This window comes from Pseudomonas sp. PDM14 (assembly GCF_014851905.1).
Classification (GTDB): domain Bacteria; phylum Pseudomonadota; class Gammaproteobacteria; order Pseudomonadales; family Pseudomonadaceae; genus Aquipseudomonas.
On the sequence record NZ_JACVAQ010000003.1, the window covers coordinates 202684 to 219986 of the forward strand.

The window sequence follows — 17303 nt, forward strand, 5'->3', positions numbered from 1 at the left end:
AAGCTCTGTTAGGAAAGGCGATTTCAAGGGTTGACAGGCGCGCGTGGAAACGTAAAATGGCGCGCCTCTGATGCGGGAAACGGTGCAAACCAAACGCCTGCAAAAGAGATTGGAAGGCTTGTAGTTCCGCGATAGCTCAGTCGGTAGAGCAAATGACTGTTAATCATTGGGTCCCTGGTTCGAGTCCAGGTCGCGGAGCCAACTTTCTCACCGGGGTATAGCGCAGTCCGGTAGCGCGCCTGCTTTGGGAGCAGGATGTCAGGAGTTCGAATCCCCTTACCCCGACCATTTTTGGGTCGTTAGCTCAGTTGGTAGAGCAGTTGGCTTTTAACCAATTGGTCGTAGGTTCGAATCCTACACGACCCACCATCTTCTCGGCCTTGCCTGAGAAACAAACAACCCGCCAAGTGCGGGTTTTTTGTTGCCCGAGTTTTGTCAGAGGGTCCCGCGCACGGCGGTTGCCGTGCGCGGGTGCCTTGCTCAGTGCAGCTTGAGGCGTGGCTCGGTGCTACGGCCGATGCGATCGGCCACCATCAGCAGGAGCATGCGGAAGGTGCCGTACAGCGCCATCTGGTGCATGCGATACAGCGAGATGTAGAACATCCGCGCCAGCCAGCCCTCCAGCTTCACGCTGCCCATGAGGTTACCCATCAGGTTGCCGACTGCCGAGAAGCGCGACAGCGAGATCAGCGAGCCGTAGTCCTTGTAGCGAAACTCCGGCAGCGGCTTGCCCTCCAGGCGCTGCTTGAGGCTGCGTACCAGCAGCGAGGCTTGCTGGTGCGCCGCCTGCGCGCGCGGCGGCACGTTGCGCTCGCTGCCGTCGCCGAGCGGGCAGGCGGCGCAGTCGCCGAAGGCAAAAATGTTGTCGTCCAGGGTGCTCTGCAGAGTCGAGCGCACCAGCAGCTGATTGATGCGATTGCTCTCCAGTCCATCCAGATCACCCAGCAGGGCCGGCGCGCGAATACCGGCGGCCCAGACCTTGAGGCTGGCCGGCACCTCGGTGCCGTTCTGGGTCAGCAGGGCGTCGGCGCGTACTTCACTGACCGGCGTGCCGGTGAGCACGGTGACGCCGAGCTGCTCAAGGGTGCGGTGCACGGGTTGGCTGATGCGCTCGGGCAGGGCCGGCAGTACGCGCGGGCCAGCTTCGATCAGGGTGATGCGCATGTTCTGCGGCTGGATGTTGCTCAGGCCGTACGCCGCCAGTTCGTGGGCCGCGTGATGCAGTTCGGCGGCGAGTTCGACGCCGGTGGCACCAGCGCCGACGATGGCGACACTGATGTGGCCGTCGTCGCTCTTGCCGGCATGGGCACGCAGGTAGTGGTGCAGCAACTGGCGGTGGAAGCGCTCTGCCTGCTCGCGGGTGTCGAGGAACATGCAGTTCTCAGCAGCCCCGGGCGTGCCGAAGTCGTTGGTGGTGCTGCCAACGGCGATCACCAGGCTGTCGTACGCCAGTTCCCGTGCGGGCAGCAGTTCGGCGCCATCCTCGTCGAGCGTGGCGGCCAGGCGAATGCTGCGCGCGCTGCGATCCAGCCCGCACAGGCGTCCCAGCTGGAACTCGAAATGGTTCCACTTGGCCTGGGCCACGTAGTTGAGTTCGTTTTCCGAAGAGTTCAGCGAGCCGGAGGCCACTTCGTGCAGCAGCGGCTTCCAGATGTGGGTGAGGTTGGCGTCGACCAGGGTGATGCTGGCCTGCTTGCGTTTGCCCAGGGTTCTACCCAGGCGGGTAGCAAGCTCCAGGCCGCCGGCGCCACCGCCGACGATCACGATACGATGAGTCATGGGGGTATCTCATAAGGCTTGGGGGATTCGGCGGTGCGGCCGGCTGGGCGAGCGCGATGCAGCTCATAGCGCCAGACGGCTCAGAAGGCGGCTCAACACACCCAGCACGATGACCGCGGCGATGACCACCAGAAGCAGGCGCCAGACCTTGAAAGGTTGGCGTTCGACCTGGTGCTGCGGCGCACTCAGGTACTGGTCGACACGTTGCTGGTCTTCGGGGCTCAAGCGGCTGGACATGGTGTGCCTCGCTAGATAGTGACTTCATTCTAGCCCCGGCGTTCGCAGGGGCTCAACGTGGAGCGCGTCGTCCAGGCGGATGATGCCGCCGTGCAAGATGCGCGCAGTGATACCGCCGTGGCCGCGCACGGCCTGGAAGGTGCCGACGCCCAGGCGCTCTTCGAGCCTGGCGCAAGGTTGGCACCAGCCGGTGGTTTCCAGAATCGCCTGGCCGATGCGAAAACGTCGACCCTTGAGGCTGAACAGGTTGATGCCGCTGACCGCGATGTTGCGGCGCAGATCGGCGGGCGTGATCAGCTGGTCATCCTGACGCTGCAGTAGAGCGGAAATCACCGCCAGGTGTTCCCACTGGATCAGTGTCACCTGGCGGGCATTACGGGGGCCGGGGCGGGCATGATCGCCAGTCAGGCCGGCTTCGCGCCGCGCCTCGACGGCGTCCAGTTCGATCATCGCGCCGCGGGACTGTGGGCGTACGCCGATCCAGCGCACGCGACCGTGTTGCGGCACCGCAGCCAGCAGCTCGTGTAGCGGACTGTTCACAGGCTCACCCCGGCATCGAAGAGAATGCTGCGGCCGAGGTTGCGACGCAGGAAGTCTGGCGCGCTGTCGTGGGCGAAGAGCACGCGCACGTAGGTCGGGCCTACCAGTGACAGTGAGCGCCAGCCTTGATGCAGGTATTCGCTGGGCGGCGGAAATGCGGTGTTGAAGTTGGGTGTGTCGCGTTTCAGGTTGACGTAGGCGAGCAGGTCGAGCGTGCCAGGGTCGATGCTGCGCTCGCGGTAGTTCTGCGATTTCTTGCGCAGGGTCGGGGCGAGCTGCGCTTGCAGGGTGGCGGCATTGATCAGGCGTGGCCGTGGCTCGCGGCGCAGGAGCTGACTGAGCGAGAGGGCGTTGCGCCGTCGCTGCAGCTCCTCGCGCCACTCATCGGTGAGGCGCCGGCCCTCATCGAGGACGAAGAACACCTCGAAGCGCGCTTCGCGAAACAGCACGTCGGGCGGCTCCTGCGTGGCTGCGCTGAACTCGTCCTGCTGGTGGGCGACATTCAGGCCGTGCAGCAGACGCTGGCAAACCCAGCGCTCGCGCTCCCATTTTCTCGCGTTGGAGAGGAAGTCATTGGCCTGTTCGGCCTGGCGGGTAAGCAGGCGCAGGTAGTCGGCGTCGTCCATGCAGGCAGCATAACTGCAAACGCCCGGCGCGACAGCGTGGCGCGCGGAATCGACAGGGCGGCGGTGTAAACTCGTGCATCGTCTGTTTGCGGATGCGCCCCATGCTGATTCGTTGTGCCAGGCCTGCCGATCATCCTCAGCTCGTGTCGCTCTGGCAGCGCACGCCGGGCATTCGCCTGCGCGCGGAAGACGCCTTCGAGCCGTTCTGTGCCTACCTGGCGCGTAATCCCGAACTGAGCCTGGTCGGTGAAATCGAAGGTGAGGTCATGGCCAGTCTGCTGATCGGTCATGATGGCCGTCGCGGCTACCTGCAGCACCTCGTGGTCGACCAGCCCTGGCGTGGCCGCGGGTTCGGCGGTGCGTTGCTGACGCAGGGCCTGGCGCATCTGGCTGCTTTGGGCATCGGCAAATCGCACGTTTTCGTGCTCAGCGATGCGCCGCAGGCCCTGGGCTTCTGGCGCGGTCAGCAGGGCTGGCAGGCGCGCGGCGACATTCAGGTTTTTTCAACGAGGAGCGAAACATGAGAGCGGGTCTGCTGGGTGTACTGTGGCTGGTGAGCAGCCTGGCGTTTGCGCTGGAGCCGGGAGAGCGCGTGATGGCCTGGACACTGCTCGACCAGTTCGAGCAGCCTTACACCCTGAACGACGATGCCCGGATCGTGCTGGTGGCGAAGAACATGGACGGCGCGAAGCTGCTGGATGCCGCGCTGCAAGGCAAGCCGCGTGGCTATCTGGAGCAGCGCAAGGCGGTCTTCCTCGCGGATATCAGCCGCATGCCCAAACCCATCGCCAGCCTGTTCGCCCTGCCGAAGATGCGCGATTACCACTACCGCGTTCTGCTTGATCGCGAGGCGCGCGTTACCTCGCGCTATCCGGTCGAGGAGGGGGCGGTGCTCTGGCTGGCTCTGCGTGACGGACATCTTGCCGAGCAGCGCAGCTATCGCGATGCCGCTGCGTTGGCCCAGGCGCTGGAGGAGGCGGGCCGGTGATCGGCGTCGAGCTGCTATCCGCTACCAGTCTGTGGCTGGGCTGGCTGCTCTATGTGCCCCTGCTGCTCTGGGCGCTGTGGCGAGCGCCCTGGCTGGAGCTGATCAGCGACCAGCGGCGCCAGCATGTGCTGTGTGGCACCGTGCTGGCGTTGTTTCTGCTGTGGCTGGTGCGCCGTGATTTCGCCTCCGGGCTGTCCTTTCATTTCATCGGCATGACCGCGGTGACCCTGCTGCTGGACTGGCCGCTGGCCGTACTCGGCGGTTTCGCAGCACAACTGGCTCTGCTTGCTGTCGGTCGGCAGGATCTGGCAGCGCTGGGTGTCAACGGGGTGCTGCTGGTGTTGATCCCGGTTGCCATTGCCGAGTTCTTCGCTGTGGTGGTGGAGCGTCGTCAACCGCGCAATCTGTTCGTCTACATCTTCTGCTGCGGCTTCTTTCCCGCGGCGTTGACTGCATTGGTATGTCTGCTTGCCAGCCTGGGTGTGCTGTGGGCGGACGGCCTGTACGTGATTCCGCCCTGGCTGGAGGACTTTGCCGGCTACCTGTGGCTGGTGATTTTCCCCGAGGCCTTCATCAACGGCATGCTGGTGACCGGGCTGGTGGTTTTCTATCCCGACTGGCTGGAAACTTTCAACCGTTCACGCTACCTCTCCGCGCCCTGGAAGGATGACGACAAGCCGCGCTGATGATCGACCGTTCACCGCCTGGATGGCGCGCCAGCGCTTGATCCAGATCAAGCGCGCCGATGGCCGAAGGCTCAGGCTGAGCTTTTCGGCAGAAGGAGCGAGGCGATGGGTGTCCATGAGTGGGCAAGGCAGGAGATCGAGCGCAGTCTGCAGCAGGCGCAGCAGCAGGGGCATGCGCCCTTGATGAGCTTGCGTGCGCTGCTCAGTGTGGTGGTGCAGCGACAACTGGAGGTGCGGAGCGTGGACGATCTGGCCGCGGAGCTGCTGTTCCTCGCTGACAATCTGGATGATGAGCGCGATTACAGCTTCATGCGGCCTTGAGTGACGCGGGCTCAGTGCTCGCGTGGTGGCAGGTCGCCGGAGAACATGCCGTCATCCACCGGATCACCCGGGATCACATGCGACTCACTGGCCCAGGCGCCAAGGTCGATCAGCTTGCAGCGATCACTGCAGAAGGGGCGGTTGGGGCTTTGCGGGCCCCATTCGACGGGGGCGCCGCAGGTTGGGCATTCGACGGTACTGCTCATGGTTGTCCTCCTCGGAGCGTCAGGTAGAAGCGGTGCAGGCGCTCGACTTCGCTGCGCAGCCAGGCGTGATCGCGATCGTTGACCAGCACGTCATCGGCGTGGCGCAAGCGCTCCTCGCGGCTGGACTGCACTTTGAGAATGGCCCGGACCTGCTCTTCGCTGCTCTCGTCACGCACCATGGTGCGCTGCAGTTGCAGGGCTTCCGGTGCATCGACCGCCAGTACGCGCTGGGTCATGCGGTTCTGCCCCGATTCGATCAGCAGGGGGGAAACCAGGATGGCGTAAGGCGATTGTGCCCGCGCCAGGTAGTCACGTATTTCCTGGCCGATCAGCGGGTGCAGCAGGCTTTCCAGCCAGTGGCGTTGTTCAGCATCCTGAAAGATCAGCTGACGCAGTGCGCTGCGATTGAGCTGGCCGTCAGGTTGCAGGACCTGCTCGCCGAAGCGCGCGGCGATCTTCGCCAGTGCGGGGCGACCGGGTTCGACCACCCAGCGCGCGGCGTGATCGGCGTCCACCAGGTGAACGCCCAGCGTAGTGAACTGCTCGGCAACGGCGCTTTTACCGCTGCCGATGCCACCAGTGAGACCAAGAATCCAGGGTGTTGTGCTCATTCAGAACCGGGCGAATTGCAGATAGGCTCCGGTTATTTGATCACCCCAGAGCAGCGCAATCCACCCCGCAACGGCCAGGTAGGGGCCGAACGGGATCGGTGTGCTGGTTTCGGCATTGCGCATGCGCAGCATGATCACGCCCAGAACGGCGCCGACCAGCGACGACAGCAGAATGGTCAGCGGCAGAATCTGCCAGCCGCCCCACGCGCCCAGCATGGCCAATAGCTTGAAGTCGCCATAGCCCATGCCTTCCTTGCCGGTCAGCAGCTTGAACACCCAGTACACCGACCATAGGCTCAAATAACCCGCGAATGCGCCCCAGAGCGCGCTCTGCAGATCGGTAAACAGACCATAGTTGTTGACGATCAGCCCCAGCCAAAGCAGCGGCAAGACCAGCGAGTCCGGCAGCAACTGGTGATCGGCATCGATCAGGCTCATCGCCAGCAGGCCCCAGGTCAGCACCAGCATGCCCGCGGTCTGCCAGCCAAAACCGAAGTGGAATGCGACATAGGCAGAAAGCAGCCCGCAGGCCAGTTCGACCAGCGGGTAGCGTTTGCTGATCGGCGATTTGCAGCTGGAGCATTTACCGCGCAGGGCAAGCCAGCTCAGGATTGGGATGTTTTCCCACGGCCGGATTTCATGCTCGCAATGCGGGCAGCGGGAGTTGGGGAACGCCAGGTTGAAGGGATCCTGATCGGCTTTGTCCGGATCAATTTCGAGAATCTCGCGCGCCTGGATTTTCCAGTCGCGCTGCATCATCACGGGTAGGCGATAAACGACCACATTGACGAAGCTGCCGATTAGCAGGCCGAAAGTGAAGATAACCAAAACAAAAGCCGGCACGGAGCCGGCTATAAGGTCAAAAGGCATGGCTTAACCTACAACAGAGCCAAGGGTGAAAATCGGCAGGTACATGGCGATGATCAGGCCGCCTACCAGAACGCCTAGTACAGCCATGATCAGTGGCTCCATGAGTGTTGTGAGGTTGTCGACGGCGTTGTCGACTTCGGCTTCGTAGAAGCTCGCTAGTTTGTCGAGCATTTCGTCTAGAGCTCCGGACTCTTCACCGATGGCTGTCATTTGAATGGCCATGCTGGGGAAAACCTCAACAGTACGCATTGCAAAGTTGAGCTGCACGCCCGAAGAGACGTCCTGCTTGATCCTGTAAATGGCATTACGAAATACAACGTTGCCTGCTGCTCCAGCGACGGAGTCCAAGGCATCTACCAAGGGTACACCCGCCGAAAAAGTGGTAGCTAAGGTGCGTGCAAAGCGAGCCACAACGGCTTTGTACATGATATCCCCCACAATGGGGGCCTTGAGAAGGGCTCTATCTAATGAGTCTCTAAATTTTTCAGAGCGTTTATAGGTATTCTGGAAAGCGAATGTCGCACCAAATAGGGCCAGCAAAACTAGCCACCACCACTCCTGAATCCAGCGTGACATATTTACTACCATCTGGGTAAACCCAGGGAGTTCTGCCCCGAAGCCCTTGAAAACGTCTTCGAATTGTGGAACGACTTTTATCAATAGAATTGTAGTGACAATTATTGCCACGACCACGACCGCAATCGGATAGGTCATTGCTTTTTTGATCTTTGCTTTTAGGGCTTCTGTTTTTTCCTTGTAGGTGGCTACTCGGTCGAGGAGAGCTTCAAGTGAGCCGGATTGCTCGCCGGCATCTACGAGGTTGCAATAGAGATCATCGAAGTAGAGTGGACGCTTGCGTAGTGATGCGGCAAAGCTATTGCCGGCTGCGACATCTTGCTTCACCTCATCAATCAGTGCGCGCATTTTAGGATTGTCGAAACCCTCTGCGATGATATCGAAGGACTGCAATAGCGGAACACCTGCTTTCATCATGGTTGCCATTTGCCTGGTGAACAAGGCAATGTCCATGGGCTTAATTTTCTTCCCGCTACTCAGAGAAAAGCCTTCCTTGCGGACTTTGATGGGGTTGATACCCTGCTTGCGCAGCTGAGCCTTAACCAGCGCCGGAGATTGGCCGCTTAGCTTGCCTTTGATTTTTGCGCCTTTCTTATCGGTGCCTTCCCAGACAAAGGAGCTGGTTTTGAGCGCTTTTTCAGCCATGGTTAATCCTTGGTCACGCGGTTGACTTCCTCAAGGCTGGTAACGCCCTGAATGGCTTTCAGCAAGCCGGAGGCTCTAAGGTCGTTGAAGCCGTCTTTTCGCATTTGCACGGCAATATCAATGGAGTTCCCTTCCTCCATGATAATCCGTTGCAGATTGGGCGTGTTTTTAACTACTTCATAAATACCTACACGACCTTTGTAGCCCCCTTTGCAGTTGTCACAGCCAACCGGCCCATAGAGCTTGAATGTGCCAATCTTGCTTTCGGGGAAGCCTTCTTTAACCAGTGTTTCCCTAGGGACTTCGACTTCTTTCTTGCAGCTATTGCAGAGCTTTCGCGCTAGCCGTTGGGCGATGATCAGGTTTACCGAGGTGGCAATGTTGAAAGATGGTACGCCCATATTTCGCATGCGAGTAAGGGTTTCGGCGGCGCTGTTGGTGTGCAGTGTTGACATCACCATATGACCAGTCTGGGCAGCTTTCACCGCAATTGAAGCGGTGTCCAGATCGCGAATTTCACCGACCATGATAATGTCGGGATCTTGTCGTAAAAATGCCCGCAATGCTTGGGTAAAGTCCATCCCTTGCTTTGGGTTGACGTTAACCTGGTTGATGCCCTCAAGGTTGATTTCTACCGGATCTTCGGCGGTGGAGATATTCACATCCACAGTGTTGAGGATATTAAGGCCGGTATAGAGAGATACCGTCTTGCCAGATCCTGTGGGGCCGGTAACCAGAATCATGCCCTGTGGTTGCTTCAGTGCTGCCATGTAGAGGTTTTTTTGTTCTTCCTCATAGCCAAGAGCATCGATCCCCATCTGCGCGCTGCTGGGGTCAAGAATTCGCATCACGATTTTTTCTCCCCATAAGGTGGGGAGAGTGTTGACCCGAAAATCGATAGATTTGCTCTTCGAGATTTTCATCTTTATCCGACCATCTTGCGGCTTGCGTCGCTCGGATATGTCTAGCCCTGCCATGACCTTTAATCGCGCGGAGAGTCTTGGGGCCAGCTGTATAGGTGGGCGAGCGACCTCATGAAGGATGCCATCCGTACGAAAGCGCACTCGGTAGGCTTTTTCGTAAGGCTCGAAGTGAAGGTCTGAAGAGCCCCCTTTAATTGCATCTAAGAGCATTTTGTTGACGAAACGCACCACCGGGGCGTCATCGGCGTCGCCTCCTGGCCCGTTCTCTTCGTTGTCATCATCTACGGCTTGAACGTCTAGCCCATCTAGGTCTACGTCTCCCAGGTCCTCCATTCCACTATTGCCGGCATCGAAGAATTTCTCAATGGCATCCCCAAGCTTGTCGTCCTCTACGAGCAGCGCCTCGGTGCTGAGGCCGGTGCTGAATTGCACGTCCGTAACGGCTTGGTGGTTGGTTGGGTCGGAGAGTGCGATGAACAACTTGTTGCCGCGTTTGTGTAGAGGAAGCACGCGATGCTGGCGACACAGTTTTTCGCTGACCAGATCGCGCGGCTGGCTCTCTCTGTCCACGCTGCTCAAGTCGAAGTAGGGCAGGCCGAATTGGTCTGCTGCGACCTCTGCAATATTGCGGCTGCTGGCAATTCGATTCTGAACTAGATAGGTAACCAGTGGAATTTGGTTGCGCAAAGCCTGGGTGTGGGCTTGTGCGGCGGTTTTGCTGTCGAGCAGCTCTGCTGCTACCAGTTGGCGTGCTAAGCCGGTCAGGATTGGAGTTTCGCTCATTGGGATATGGATAGCATCGCGGGTAATGACTTCGCACTTATAGCCCAAATTGAGAGTGGGCCCAAGTAGCGGTTGGCAGGATGACAAAATACGTCACTTGCTGTCACAGAAGTCATTTTTCTGCCGAGTGAATCTCGCGGCCGGCTCGTAGTAAGGGGGGGGCGATCTTGGCATGCTCTGTGCTGAAGGTGTATCAGGTCACTGACCTTAACCACATAGGAGCAATTCCATGAAGTCCCTCAAGAAGCAAAAAGGGTTTACCCTGATCGAACTGATGATTGTTGTTGCGATCATCGGCATCCTGGCCGCTATTGCTATTCCGCAATTCAACGAATACCGCGCAAAAGCGAACGACTCCACCGCTCAGGCTGATGTGAAGAACTCCATCAGCGTAATGACTGCTGCTCAGCGCTAAGGGTGACTCACATGAAAAAGAATCTGCTGGCTCTGCTCGCCGCTTCCGCGGTTGTATTTACCTCTTCGGTTATTGCAGCCCCTACTGCAATTACAAGTGGCGGGAACATAACCACTACTCAGTGCGCGATTCTGGGTGACACTGTGCGTCTTAACCTTTCTAAGGGCGTATCTGGTGCATATAATTGCGATGAAACCCGTAACGCTATTAATGTTGGCGCCTGTCACGAATCCGGTAGTCGTAGCACTAGCCTGACTTGCGCTCAAATCGGCGTAACTGGGGCTAACAATGATCCTGTCTACAACGATGCTCAGTGCACAGCAGCGAACGTGGGTACAGTTGTGACTGTCGCTAGTCCTAGCTACAAGGGCTTCCGGGCTTCTAGCACTGGTGGTACTGTTGGTCAGCAGTCGCTAAGTGCTAACTGCACTACTACTGCTCCGACTACTCAGCTGGTTAATTTCCAGTAATCCTTTAGCTTTTCGCTTCAGATACTAGGCCGTGGAAAGTATATCTATCCACGGCTTTTTTATTTAGAGTTTAAGTAGGTTGAATGTGAGGCGGCACGATGAGGTCCAATGGCTCCGGTTTCACTTTAATCGAGTTGATGATCGTTGTTGCGATTATCGGTGTCTTGGCTGCTATTGCTATTCCGCAGTTCAGCGAGTATCGCGCGAAAGCCAACGACAGCAATGCCCAAGCTGATGTGAAAAACTCTATCTGGGTTATGTCATCCACTAGAAAGTAGTCAGCTTGCTTTGTAGGTATGGGTCTTAAGCTCTCTAAGAGTCATCAATGCATATTTTTTCTGATTTTCGTTCAGGTGTTCTACTCGCTCTGCGGGCTCACTTTCTTTTGCTTGTAGGCGTATCAATTTCCTCCCTGTTGCTGATTGCCTGGATGGCGGCTGAGTTCAGTGGCCGTCAGCCTGCCACCGTTGCTCTAGATGTTGGGTTGTCAGTGATGCGGTTGGTCCTGCCCCTGATAATGGTGCTGATGGTTCAAGAGTTGCTTTCGCGTGAGTTTGACCGACGCTATTTTCTTTCTTCTCTGACCTATCCGCGTGCTAGGCAGGGCCTGCTGTTTGGACGCTGCGCGGCGGTTTTTGCGCTTATGTTAGGCGTGCTGGTGCTTATGGCGGCGACGCTTGGAATGGTGGTCGCATTGATCGGCGAAGATTATGCTCAGGCTACCGGGGTTTCTTTAGGTTGGCCTTATGTCGCCACCATTGCGTTTGTGGGGCTCGACTTGCTGGTGCTGACAGCGTTGGCGGTGTTTCTGGCCATGGTGGCATCGACACCCAATTTCGTGCTGGTTGGAACGTTGGGCTTTATGCTGGTGGCGCGCTCCTTCGCTGCAATCATTGAATTACTGACTCGCGAGGCTTGGGTCGTTGAGGGGGTAGAGGGTTATCGGGCGGGGGTGGGCCTGCTGGGTTATCTGTTACCTGATCTTGGTGCGCTCGATGTACGTATGGTGGCTTTGTACGGGCGTATGGAGTTCCTGCCAAGTGACCTCGGCGTGTTGGTGGTCAGTTGCCTAGCTTACGCTTTTGCCTTCCTCTGCTTGGCGGCGTGGGCGTTGCAGCACAAGCGCTTCGCGTGATGATGCAAAGACGATCTATCAATTTCCTGCTGTCTTTGGTGGGCTTTGCGCTGTTTGCTGCTACGGTGCTTTGGCGCAGTTGGCAGCCGATTACTTTTCGCGAGAGCGAGGTAGAGGACCGAGTGGTGGTTTCCGCTCCGGTGCTCTTGGCTCTGTATGGTGGAGATCGTTTTTTGGCGGCCAATATGGAGACAATACGTTTGTCCGCAACGGGGGTAGATCAAGGCCAGGTTGATCTTCACTATTTGGTTCGCGCTCAGGTAGTGGTGGCAAAGCTTAATGCATGCCATGAAGATAACTACTATCTTGCGAATGGAATGCTGACGTGGGGCGGTGCAGTCGCTGAGGGAAATGAGGTGTTGCGCAGGGCAATGAATTGCCGCTTCTGGGACGGTATTCCGCCGTTCTTTTATGGGGTCAATCTTTCTTTCTTTGATCATGATACCGACCGTGCCGTGCTCGCCTTGCAAACTGCCTCCGAGCGTTGGCCGGAGAATGCAGCAACACTTCAGCGTTTGGCTGTCATGTTGCGAGCGGAAGCATTTGCGGATGAGCATCTGGCGTTAAATTATCTCGTTCAGCAGCGCGACTCCAGCAAAGATCCCAAGCTCAGAGATATGCTGAGTAAGCGAGTTGTGCGTCTGCAGGGGCTAATAAGTCTTAGGCATGCCCAGCGCGTTTATGAGCAAGCTCACGGTGCTCTGCACGATTTGCAGCAGTTAGTTCGTTCAGGGGTTTTGGCTGCGTTGCCAAAAGACCCGCTAAAACTCGGTTATGAGTTGAGTGGCGGGCGTATCGAACTCAAAGAGATGAAGATTCCCGGTATGGAGAGTCAGCGGTGAATGCTGTGCTGGAGTTCAGAGGTGTCAGCCAGACGTTTCGGGTCAAGGGTAAGGAGGTCAGGGCGTTGCAAGACGTCACCTTTGCTCTAGCGGAAGGTGAGGTGTTCGGTTTCGTTGGGCCCAACGGCGCTGGTAAATCTACGACCATTAAGGTGATGCTCGATATCGTTAGTGACTATCGTGGGCAGATTAGCATTTACGGTATAGATGCTCGCGACGCCTCGTCTCGCGCCCCCTTGGCTTATGTGCCCGAAACTCCTGCTCTCTACGAACAATTTACCCCGCTGGAAATTCTGCGCATGGGCCTGTCGATGTACGGCATCAAGCGCAAGGATGCTGATGCTTGGTGCATGCAATGGCTGGAGCGCTTTTCTGTTGATATGAATGCCAAGCGTCGTATTCGCGAGCTGTCCAAGGGCAATGTTCAGCGTGTGGCACTGGCTCATGCAATGGTGGTTCAACCAAAACTGCTGGTGCTCGATGAGCCTTTGTCCGGTCTCGATCCGGTTGGGCGCAAGGATGTGGTGGATATACTGACCGAGTACAAACAGCAGGGTGGCGCCATCTTCTTTACCTCCCATGTGCTTCACGACGTTGAGCGTATTGCCGATCGCTTTGGCTTTATCAATAAAGGCGAGTTGCTGACTGTTCGCTCGCCCCGCGAGTTGGCGGCTGAGCGCGCGGATAGTTTTCTGGTGCGTTTTAATGCTGCTGAGGGCTTCGAGCCGGCTGCGCGCCTTTTGCGTGTTGGGGAGTTCGAGCATGAGATTGTGCAGGCTGATTTGCCGGCTTTTATTTCGCGTCTGAATGCGGCGGGAGGTCATGTTCTAACGGTTAAGCCAGCTGTTTCGCTGGAGACGGTGTTCTTCCGTATTCTTGAAGGCGCTGCGTCAAAGGCTGCCGACTAGAGAGCTATTTAGGCGTGGCAACCTGCAGGCCAAGTGCTATGGGCTGCTTCGAGGTTTTCATTGGCTTTGATGTACGTGGAACCTCTGGATTGCCCGCCTTCGCGGGAATGACAGTTAAATAGGATCGTTACAAATAAAAAGCCCGCCAAATAGGCGGGCTTTTTTTATGCGCGGCGGAAACTAGAGAGTTAGTCGCATCGACAAGTCGACAGCTTTTACATCCTTGGTCAGGCTACCTATCGATATGTAGTCAACCCCAGTCTCTGCAATGCCGCGTAGCGTGCTGTCGTTGATGCCGCCCGAGGCTTCGAGCTTGGCCTTGCCGGCAGTGATGCTCACCGCAGTGCGCATGTCATCCGTACATAGCTCATCCAGCATGATGATGTCGGCCCCGGCTTCTAGCGCTTGGCGCAGTTCCTCCAAGCTTTCCACTTCGACTTCCACCGGTTTGCCGGGCGCTATTTGATGCGCGGCGGCAACTGCCTGGGCGATTCCGCCGCAGGCGGCGATGTGGTTTTCCTTGATCAGGAAGGCGTCGTAGAGGCCGATGCGGTGGTTGTGGCAGCCGCCGCAGGTGACGGCGTATTTCTGCGCCAGGCGCAGGCCGGGGATGGTCTTGCGCGTGTCGAGGAGTTTGACCTGGGTGCCTTTCACCAGGTCAGCGTAATGCTGGCAGCGCGTTGCGACGGCAGACAGGCTCTGCAGGAAGTTCAGGGCGCTGCGTTCGCCGCTCAGCAGTGCTCGGGCGGGGCCTTCCAGATGGAAAAGTACCTGATTGGCGCTGGCGCGTTCGCCATCGGCGGTCTGCCAATGCACGGCAACGCGCGGGTCAAGCTGGCGGAAAACCTCGTCGACCCAGGCCGTGCCGGCGATCACCGCATCTTCGCGGGTGATGACCGTTGCTCGCGCCAGGCGATCAGCGGGAATTAATTGTGCAGTAATGTCGCCACTGCCGATGTCTTCTTGCAGGGCGCGACGGACATTGGCCTGGATTTCGGCGCCGAGGTCGGAAAGGGTGAGGTTGGGCATGCGGCCTCCGCTGTCTGATGGCGCGATTATAGGGATATGCTTGGGCTGGGTGTGATCGCAAAGCAGGCGCTACGCTACTTTCTGTTGAAGTGTGTGCGGTGACTGTCTCCCGTCCCCGATTTAGGCTTTGTTGGGCGCATCTGTGATACAGGTCATGTCTGCAGCAATGCTGTATTGGCCATCATGGATGCCTCCCTATAATAAGGTAGGCATAACAAGTTTGACGCCAAGCCTTTGACGTTACGGATAACGCCCGTTGATCGTTTGCAGGTCGGATCGCCCACGATGGGCCACCTGCGGGAGACTCGTAATGAAGACCGATGCGAAAGTAGTGCACCTGAATCAGGTCGCCTCTCAGCACTCGCCAAATTCGCCGGCAGGAAGGCTACCCGTGGCGCTGACTCAAGTGCGCGACAAGGCTGCGCAGCAGCTCAAGCAGGCGCTCCAGGCTCTGTTCGACAACGCGGACGATACCCTCTTCGAGATGGCCGATCGCGCGACCAGCAACGCCGAGCAAAATGCATTCTTCGAAGCCATGCGCGACCTGCGCCTCAAGCGCAAGACGATCGAGCGCGGCTTCCTGCAGAAGGTGTTCGAGAGCTTCGCCACCCTCAATCAATATGAGGTGAGCAAGGCGCCGCAGCTGGATGTGACGTCCTTCGACAGCCTTACTCTGGTCAACGATGACACCCTCGAAGAAACCGTAGCGCTGGACGCCATGGTTTCTCGGGTGATGAATCGCGACTCCGTAGCGCTGGGGCACCTGACCACTCGCCTGAATGTGATGATCAGCCAGAAGCTGGACGACAAGTCCAACCCGCTAGGGCCGCGTGCGCTCTGCGAGCAGTTTCTCGGTGCCTGTTCGTCGCTGGGTGTGGAGATCCGCGTCAAGCTGATCATTCTCAAGCTGTTCGAAAAATACGTTCTGGCCGATCTCGACCAGCTCTATGCCGCGGCCAACCAGCAGTTGGTCGAATCTGGCGTGCTGCCCGAGCTGAAGTCGGCACCGCCGGCGCGGCGTAATCCTGGCCGCTCCCCAGCGGGCACCCGCACTGCGCGTGAAAGCGCGAGTGGCGAACAGGCCCAGGGTGGCTACGCCGACGAAGGCGTGCAGGAAGTTTTTGGCGCACTGCAGGAGCTGCTCGCTGAAGTGCGTGGCTCGGCTGCCATGCCGCGTCGGCAGATGCCGGCGGATGCCGTGCCGATTTCCAGCAATGACCTGATGCGTCTGCTTTCGCACCTGCAGCAGCACCTTCCGGTTGGCACCAGCACCGGTGCCGGCGAAAGTGCTGCCGACTTCGATCTGCGCAATCAGCTCGAGCAACTGCTCACTCGCGCCAGCGCGAAGAGCGGCAAGGCACGGGTGGTTGGCGAAATCGACGAAGACGTGATCAACCTGGTATCGATGCTGTTCGAGTTCATCCTTGATGACCGCACCCTGCCGGACTCGCTCAAGGCACTGATCGGTCGTCTGCAGATTCCGATGCTCAAAGTCGCGGTGCTGGACAAGACCTTCTTCAGTCGCGGCAGCCATCCGGCGCGGCGCCTGCTCAACGAAATCGCCTCCGCCGCCCTCGGCTGGAGTGCCCAGGATGACGCCCAGCGCGACAGCCTGTTCCAGAACATCGAGCAGGTCGTGCAGCGCCTGCTCAACGATTTCACCGATGATCCGAGCATCTTTTCCGATCTGCTCGCCGATTTCCTCGCCTTCACCGGTGACGAGCGTCGGCGCAGCGAGCTGCTCGAACAGCGTACTCGCGATGCCGAGGAAGGCCGGGCCAAGGCCGAACTGGCGCGTCATCAGGTCGAGCAGGCGCTGAACGAGCGCCTGCTGGGCAAGACTTTGCCCGAAGTGGTCGTGCGTCTGCTGCAGGAAGGCTGGAGCAAGGTGCTGCAGCTGACCAGCCTGAAGAGTGGTGCCGACTCCGAGGAGTGGCAGGCTGCACTGGCGGTGATGGACGATCTGGTCTGGAGCGTCGAGCAGCACGATGAGCCGGAAGATCGCCTGCGCCTGCTGGAACTGGTGCCGAACCTGCTCAAGGCGCTGCGTGAGGGGTTGGCCAGTGCGGCCATCGACCCGTTCGTTACCAGCGAGTTCTTTAGCCAGCTGGAGTCGGTTCACGTCCAGGCCTTCCAGCGCTTCAAGCGTGTCACCGTGCCGGAGCCGCAACCCGAGGTCGAGTCGCTGAGCGACTACCTGCTCCCGTCCGAGGCCGATGTCGAGGCCGGGCAGTACGCCGGCCTGGAACCCTTGCTGGAATTGCCCGCCGCGGAGCTGGAGCCTGAGTTCGCTGCACCGGCGATGGTCGAGGTGGTCGAAGAAATCGTGCTGCTGGCGCCGGGGGAAGTGCGCGAGCGCGAGCCGGAAGCCAGCCTGCCGGACGACGATGAGGCCCTGCAGCACGTCGACAGCCTGCGCGTCGGCAGTTGGGTGGAAATCCAGGAAGACGAAGAGCACAAGCTGCGCTGCAAGCTGGCGGCGGTGATCAAGCCATCCGGCAAGTACATCTTCGTCAACCGCACCGGCATGAAGGTGATGGAGAAGACCCGCATGGGCCTCGCCGTCGAGTTCCGCCGCGGCGCGGTACGCCTGCTCGACGATGCCCTGCTGTTCGACCGGGCGCTGGAATCGGTCATCGGCAACCTGCGTCGGCTCAAGGGCGCCTGATCCTCACGCTGTACCGACAACGCCCGGCACCTGCCGGGCGTTGTC

The 17303-nt window shown here is 58.8% G+C and carries 19 protein-coding genes, 3 tRNA genes and 1 pseudogene; 13 read left to right on the forward strand and 10 right to left on the reverse strand.

Annotated elements, in window-relative coordinates:
• Positions 1-125: 125 nt before the first annotated feature.
• The 3 genes from IB229_RS20595 to IB229_RS20605 all read left to right on the forward strand — a co-directional run bounded on the left by IB229_RS20595 (position 126) and on the right by IB229_RS20605 (position 369).
• A tRNA-Asn gene (locus IB229_RS20595) sits at positions 126-201 on the forward strand.
• A gap of 10 nt (positions 202-211) precedes the next feature.
• Positions 212-288 (forward strand) — tRNA-Pro (locus tag IB229_RS20600).
• Positions 289-293: 5 nt separating this feature from the next.
• Positions 294-369, forward strand: a tRNA-Lys gene (locus IB229_RS20605).
• A gap of 111 nt (positions 370-480) precedes the next feature.
• Here the strand turns inward: IB229_RS20605 and IB229_RS20610 are convergent.
• The 4 genes from IB229_RS20610 to IB229_RS20625 all read right to left on the reverse strand — a co-directional run bounded on the left by IB229_RS20610 (position 481) and on the right by IB229_RS20625 (position 3182).
• The gene (locus IB229_RS20610; RefSeq protein ID WP_192331811.1) at positions 481-1779 is read right to left on the reverse strand and encodes an NAD(P)/FAD-dependent oxidoreductase; all 1299 of its coding nucleotides are present in this window, start codon (positions 1777-1779) and stop codon (positions 481-483) included.
• A 63-nt stretch (positions 1780-1842) separates the two neighbouring features.
• Positions 1843-2016 (reverse strand): DUF3094 family protein, encoded by a 174-nt coding sequence (locus IB229_RS20615; RefSeq protein WP_192331812.1) that lies wholly within the window; start codon positions 2014-2016, stop codon positions 1843-1845.
• A 24-nt stretch (positions 2017-2040) separates the two neighbouring features.
• Positions 2041-2556, reverse strand: coding sequence for an MOSC domain-containing protein (locus IB229_RS20620; RefSeq protein ID WP_192331813.1), 516 nt, complete (start codon positions 2554-2556; stop codon positions 2041-2043).
• Positions 2553-3182: a DUF1780 domain-containing protein gene (locus IB229_RS20625; protein WP_192331814.1), complete on the reverse strand. Its 630-nt coding sequence runs from the start codon at positions 3180-3182 to the stop codon at positions 2553-2555. Before IB229_RS20625 ends, IB229_RS20620 begins: the two co-directional genes overlap by 4 nt.
• A 101-nt stretch (positions 3183-3283) precedes the next feature.
• Here IB229_RS20625 and IB229_RS20630 point away from each other — a divergent pair, with 101 nt between their 5' ends.
• The 4 genes from IB229_RS20630 (at position 3284) to IB229_RS20645 (ending at position 5177) form a co-directional block, all read left to right on the forward strand.
• Positions 3284-3706 (forward strand): GNAT family N-acetyltransferase, encoded by a 423-nt coding sequence (locus tag IB229_RS20630; RefSeq protein WP_192331815.1) that lies wholly within the window; start codon positions 3284-3286, stop codon positions 3704-3706.
• Positions 3703-4170 carry an FAD/FMN-containing dehydrogenase gene (locus tag IB229_RS20635; RefSeq protein WP_192331816.1) on the forward strand — a complete coding sequence of 156 codons (468 nt, stop codon included), beginning with the start codon at positions 3703-3705 and terminating at the stop codon, positions 4168-4170. Before IB229_RS20630 ends, IB229_RS20635 begins: the two co-directional genes overlap by 4 nt.
• Positions 4167-4856: an energy-coupling factor ABC transporter permease gene (locus tag IB229_RS20640; protein ID WP_192331817.1), complete on the forward strand. Its 690-nt coding sequence runs from the start codon at positions 4167-4169 to the stop codon at positions 4854-4856. Before IB229_RS20635 ends, IB229_RS20640 begins: the two co-directional genes overlap by 4 nt.
• Before the next feature lie 105 nt (positions 4857-4961).
• Positions 4962-5177, forward strand: a complete 216-nt coding sequence (locus IB229_RS20645; protein WP_192331818.1) for a hypothetical protein — start codon at positions 4962-4964, stop codon at positions 5175-5177.
• Positions 5178-5188: 11 nt separating this feature from the next.
• Here IB229_RS20645 and yacG read toward each other — a convergent pair whose 3' ends face one another.
• Genes yacG through pilB form a run of 5 tightly spaced genes read right to left on the reverse strand, consistent with a single transcriptional unit; the run spans position 5189 to position 9791 of the window.
• Positions 5189-5383, reverse strand: coding sequence for a DNA gyrase inhibitor YacG (gene yacG, locus IB229_RS20650; RefSeq protein ID WP_192331819.1), 195 nt, complete (start codon positions 5381-5383; stop codon positions 5189-5191).
• On the reverse strand, positions 5380-5994 hold the full coding sequence (gene coaE, locus IB229_RS20655; RefSeq protein WP_192331820.1) for a dephospho-CoA kinase: 615 nt from the start codon (positions 5992-5994) through the stop codon (positions 5380-5382). Before coaE ends, yacG begins: the two co-directional genes overlap by 4 nt.
• Positions 5995-6864 (reverse strand): prepilin peptidase, encoded by an 870-nt coding sequence (locus tag IB229_RS20660; RefSeq protein ID WP_192331821.1) that lies wholly within the window; start codon positions 6862-6864, stop codon positions 5995-5997.
• A gap of 3 nt (positions 6865-6867) precedes the next feature.
• Entirely contained in the window at positions 6868-8085 is a 1218-nt protein-coding gene (locus IB229_RS20665; protein ID WP_192331822.1) for a type II secretion system F family protein, read from the reverse strand.
• Between the two features lie 2 nt (positions 8086-8087).
• The gene (pilB, locus tag IB229_RS20670; RefSeq protein ID WP_192331823.1) at positions 8088-9791 is read right to left on the reverse strand and encodes a type IV-A pilus assembly ATPase PilB; all 1704 of its coding nucleotides are present in this window, start codon (positions 9789-9791) and stop codon (positions 8088-8090) included.
• Positions 9792-10020: 229 nt separating this feature from the next.
• Here pilB and IB229_RS22120 point away from each other — a divergent pair, with 229 nt between their 5' ends.
• The 5 genes and pseudogenes from IB229_RS22120 (at position 10021) to IB229_RS20695 (ending at position 13561) form a co-directional block, all read left to right on the forward strand.
• Positions 10021-10206 carry a type IV pilin protein gene (locus tag IB229_RS22120; RefSeq protein WP_003242736.1) on the forward strand — a complete coding sequence of 62 codons (186 nt, stop codon included), beginning with the start codon at positions 10021-10023 and terminating at the stop codon, positions 10204-10206.
• 568 nt (positions 10207-10774) lie between these two features.
• Positions 10775-10877 (forward strand): annotated as a pseudogene (locus tag IB229_RS22365) (pilin); the annotation flags it as partial.
• A gap of 124 nt (positions 10878-11001) precedes the next feature.
• Positions 11002-11811 carry a hypothetical protein gene (locus IB229_RS20685; RefSeq protein WP_192331825.1) on the forward strand — a complete coding sequence of 270 codons (810 nt, stop codon included), beginning with the start codon at positions 11002-11004 and terminating at the stop codon, positions 11809-11811.
• Positions 11811-12653 carry a hypothetical protein gene (locus IB229_RS20690; RefSeq protein ID WP_192332027.1) on the forward strand — a complete coding sequence of 281 codons (843 nt, stop codon included), beginning with the start codon at positions 11811-11813 and terminating at the stop codon, positions 12651-12653. The genes IB229_RS20685 and IB229_RS20690 overlap by 1 nt, the downstream gene beginning before the upstream one ends.
• Positions 12650-13561 (forward strand): ABC transporter ATP-binding protein, encoded by a 912-nt coding sequence (locus tag IB229_RS20695; protein WP_192331826.1) that lies wholly within the window; start codon positions 12650-12652, stop codon positions 13559-13561. Before IB229_RS20690 ends, IB229_RS20695 begins: the two co-directional genes overlap by 4 nt.
• Positions 13562-13741: 180 nt before the next feature.
• Here the strand turns inward: IB229_RS20695 and nadC are convergent, their stop codons facing one another.
• A complete protein-coding gene (nadC, locus tag IB229_RS20700; RefSeq protein WP_192331827.1) occupies positions 13742-14590 on the reverse strand; it encodes a carboxylating nicotinate-nucleotide diphosphorylase in 849 nt (282 codons plus the stop codon).
• A 310-nt stretch (positions 14591-14900) separates the two neighbouring features.
• Here nadC and IB229_RS20705 point away from each other — a divergent pair, with 310 nt between their 5' ends.
• Entirely contained in the window at positions 14901-17258 is a 2358-nt protein-coding gene (locus IB229_RS20705) for a DUF1631 domain-containing protein (RefSeq protein WP_192331828.1), read from the forward strand.
• The last annotated feature ends 45 nt before the right edge of the window (positions 17259-17303 follow it).

Excerpts from the sequence above, each read along its gene's own strand:
- IB229_RS20610 (WP_192331811.1), bottom strand. The coding sequence starts at position 1,779 with ATGACTCATCGTATCGTGATCGTCGGCGGTGGCGCCGGCGGCCTGGAG.
- IB229_RS20615 (WP_192331812.1), bottom strand. The coding sequence starts at position 2,016 with ATGTCCAGCCGCTTGAGCCCCGAAGACCAGCAACGTGTCGACCAGTAC.
- IB229_RS20625 (WP_192331814.1), bottom strand. The coding sequence starts at position 3,182 with ATGGACGACGCCGACTACCTGCGCCTGCTTACCCGCCAGGCCGAACAG.
- IB229_RS20630 (WP_192331815.1), top strand. The coding sequence starts at position 3,284 with ATGCTGATTCGTTGTGCCAGGCCTGCCGATCATCCTCAGCTCGTGTCG.
- IB229_RS20635 (WP_192331816.1), top strand. The coding sequence starts at position 3,703 with ATGAGAGCGGGTCTGCTGGGTGTACTGTGGCTGGTGAGCAGCCTGGCG.
- IB229_RS20645 (WP_192331818.1), top strand. The coding sequence starts at position 4,962 with ATGGGTGTCCATGAGTGGGCAAGGCAGGAGATCGAGCGCAGTCTGCAG.
- yacG (WP_192331819.1), bottom strand. The coding sequence starts at position 5,383 with ATGAGCAGTACCGTCGAATGCCCAACCTGCGGCGCCCCCGTCGAATGG.
- coaE (WP_192331820.1), bottom strand. The coding sequence starts at position 5,994 with ATGAGCACAACACCCTGGATTCTTGGTCTCACTGGTGGCATCGGCAGC.
- IB229_RS20660 (WP_192331821.1), bottom strand. The coding sequence starts at position 6,864 with ATGCCTTTTGACCTTATAGCCGGCTCCGTGCCGGCTTTTGTTTTGGTT.
- IB229_RS20665 (WP_192331822.1), bottom strand. The coding sequence starts at position 8,085 with ATGGCTGAAAAAGCGCTCAAAACCAGCTCCTTTGTCTGGGAAGGCACC.
- pilB (WP_192331823.1), bottom strand. The coding sequence starts at position 9,791 with ATGAGCGAAACTCCAATCCTGACCGGCTTAGCACGCCAACTGGTAGCA.
- IB229_RS22120 (WP_003242736.1), top strand. The coding sequence starts at position 10,021 with ATGAAGTCCCTCAAGAAGCAAAAAGGGTTTACCCTGATCGAACTGATG.
- IB229_RS20685 (WP_192331825.1), top strand. The coding sequence starts at position 11,002 with ATGCATATTTTTTCTGATTTTCGTTCAGGTGTTCTACTCGCTCTGCGG.
- IB229_RS20690 (WP_192332027.1), top strand. The coding sequence starts at position 11,811 with ATGATGCAAAGACGATCTATCAATTTCCTGCTGTCTTTGGTGGGCTTT.
- nadC (WP_192331827.1), bottom strand. The coding sequence starts at position 14,590 with ATGCCCAACCTCACCCTTTCCGACCTCGGCGCCGAAATCCAGGCCAAT.
- IB229_RS20705 (WP_192331828.1), top strand. The coding sequence starts at position 14,901 with ATGAAGACCGATGCGAAAGTAGTGCACCTGAATCAGGTCGCCTCTCAG.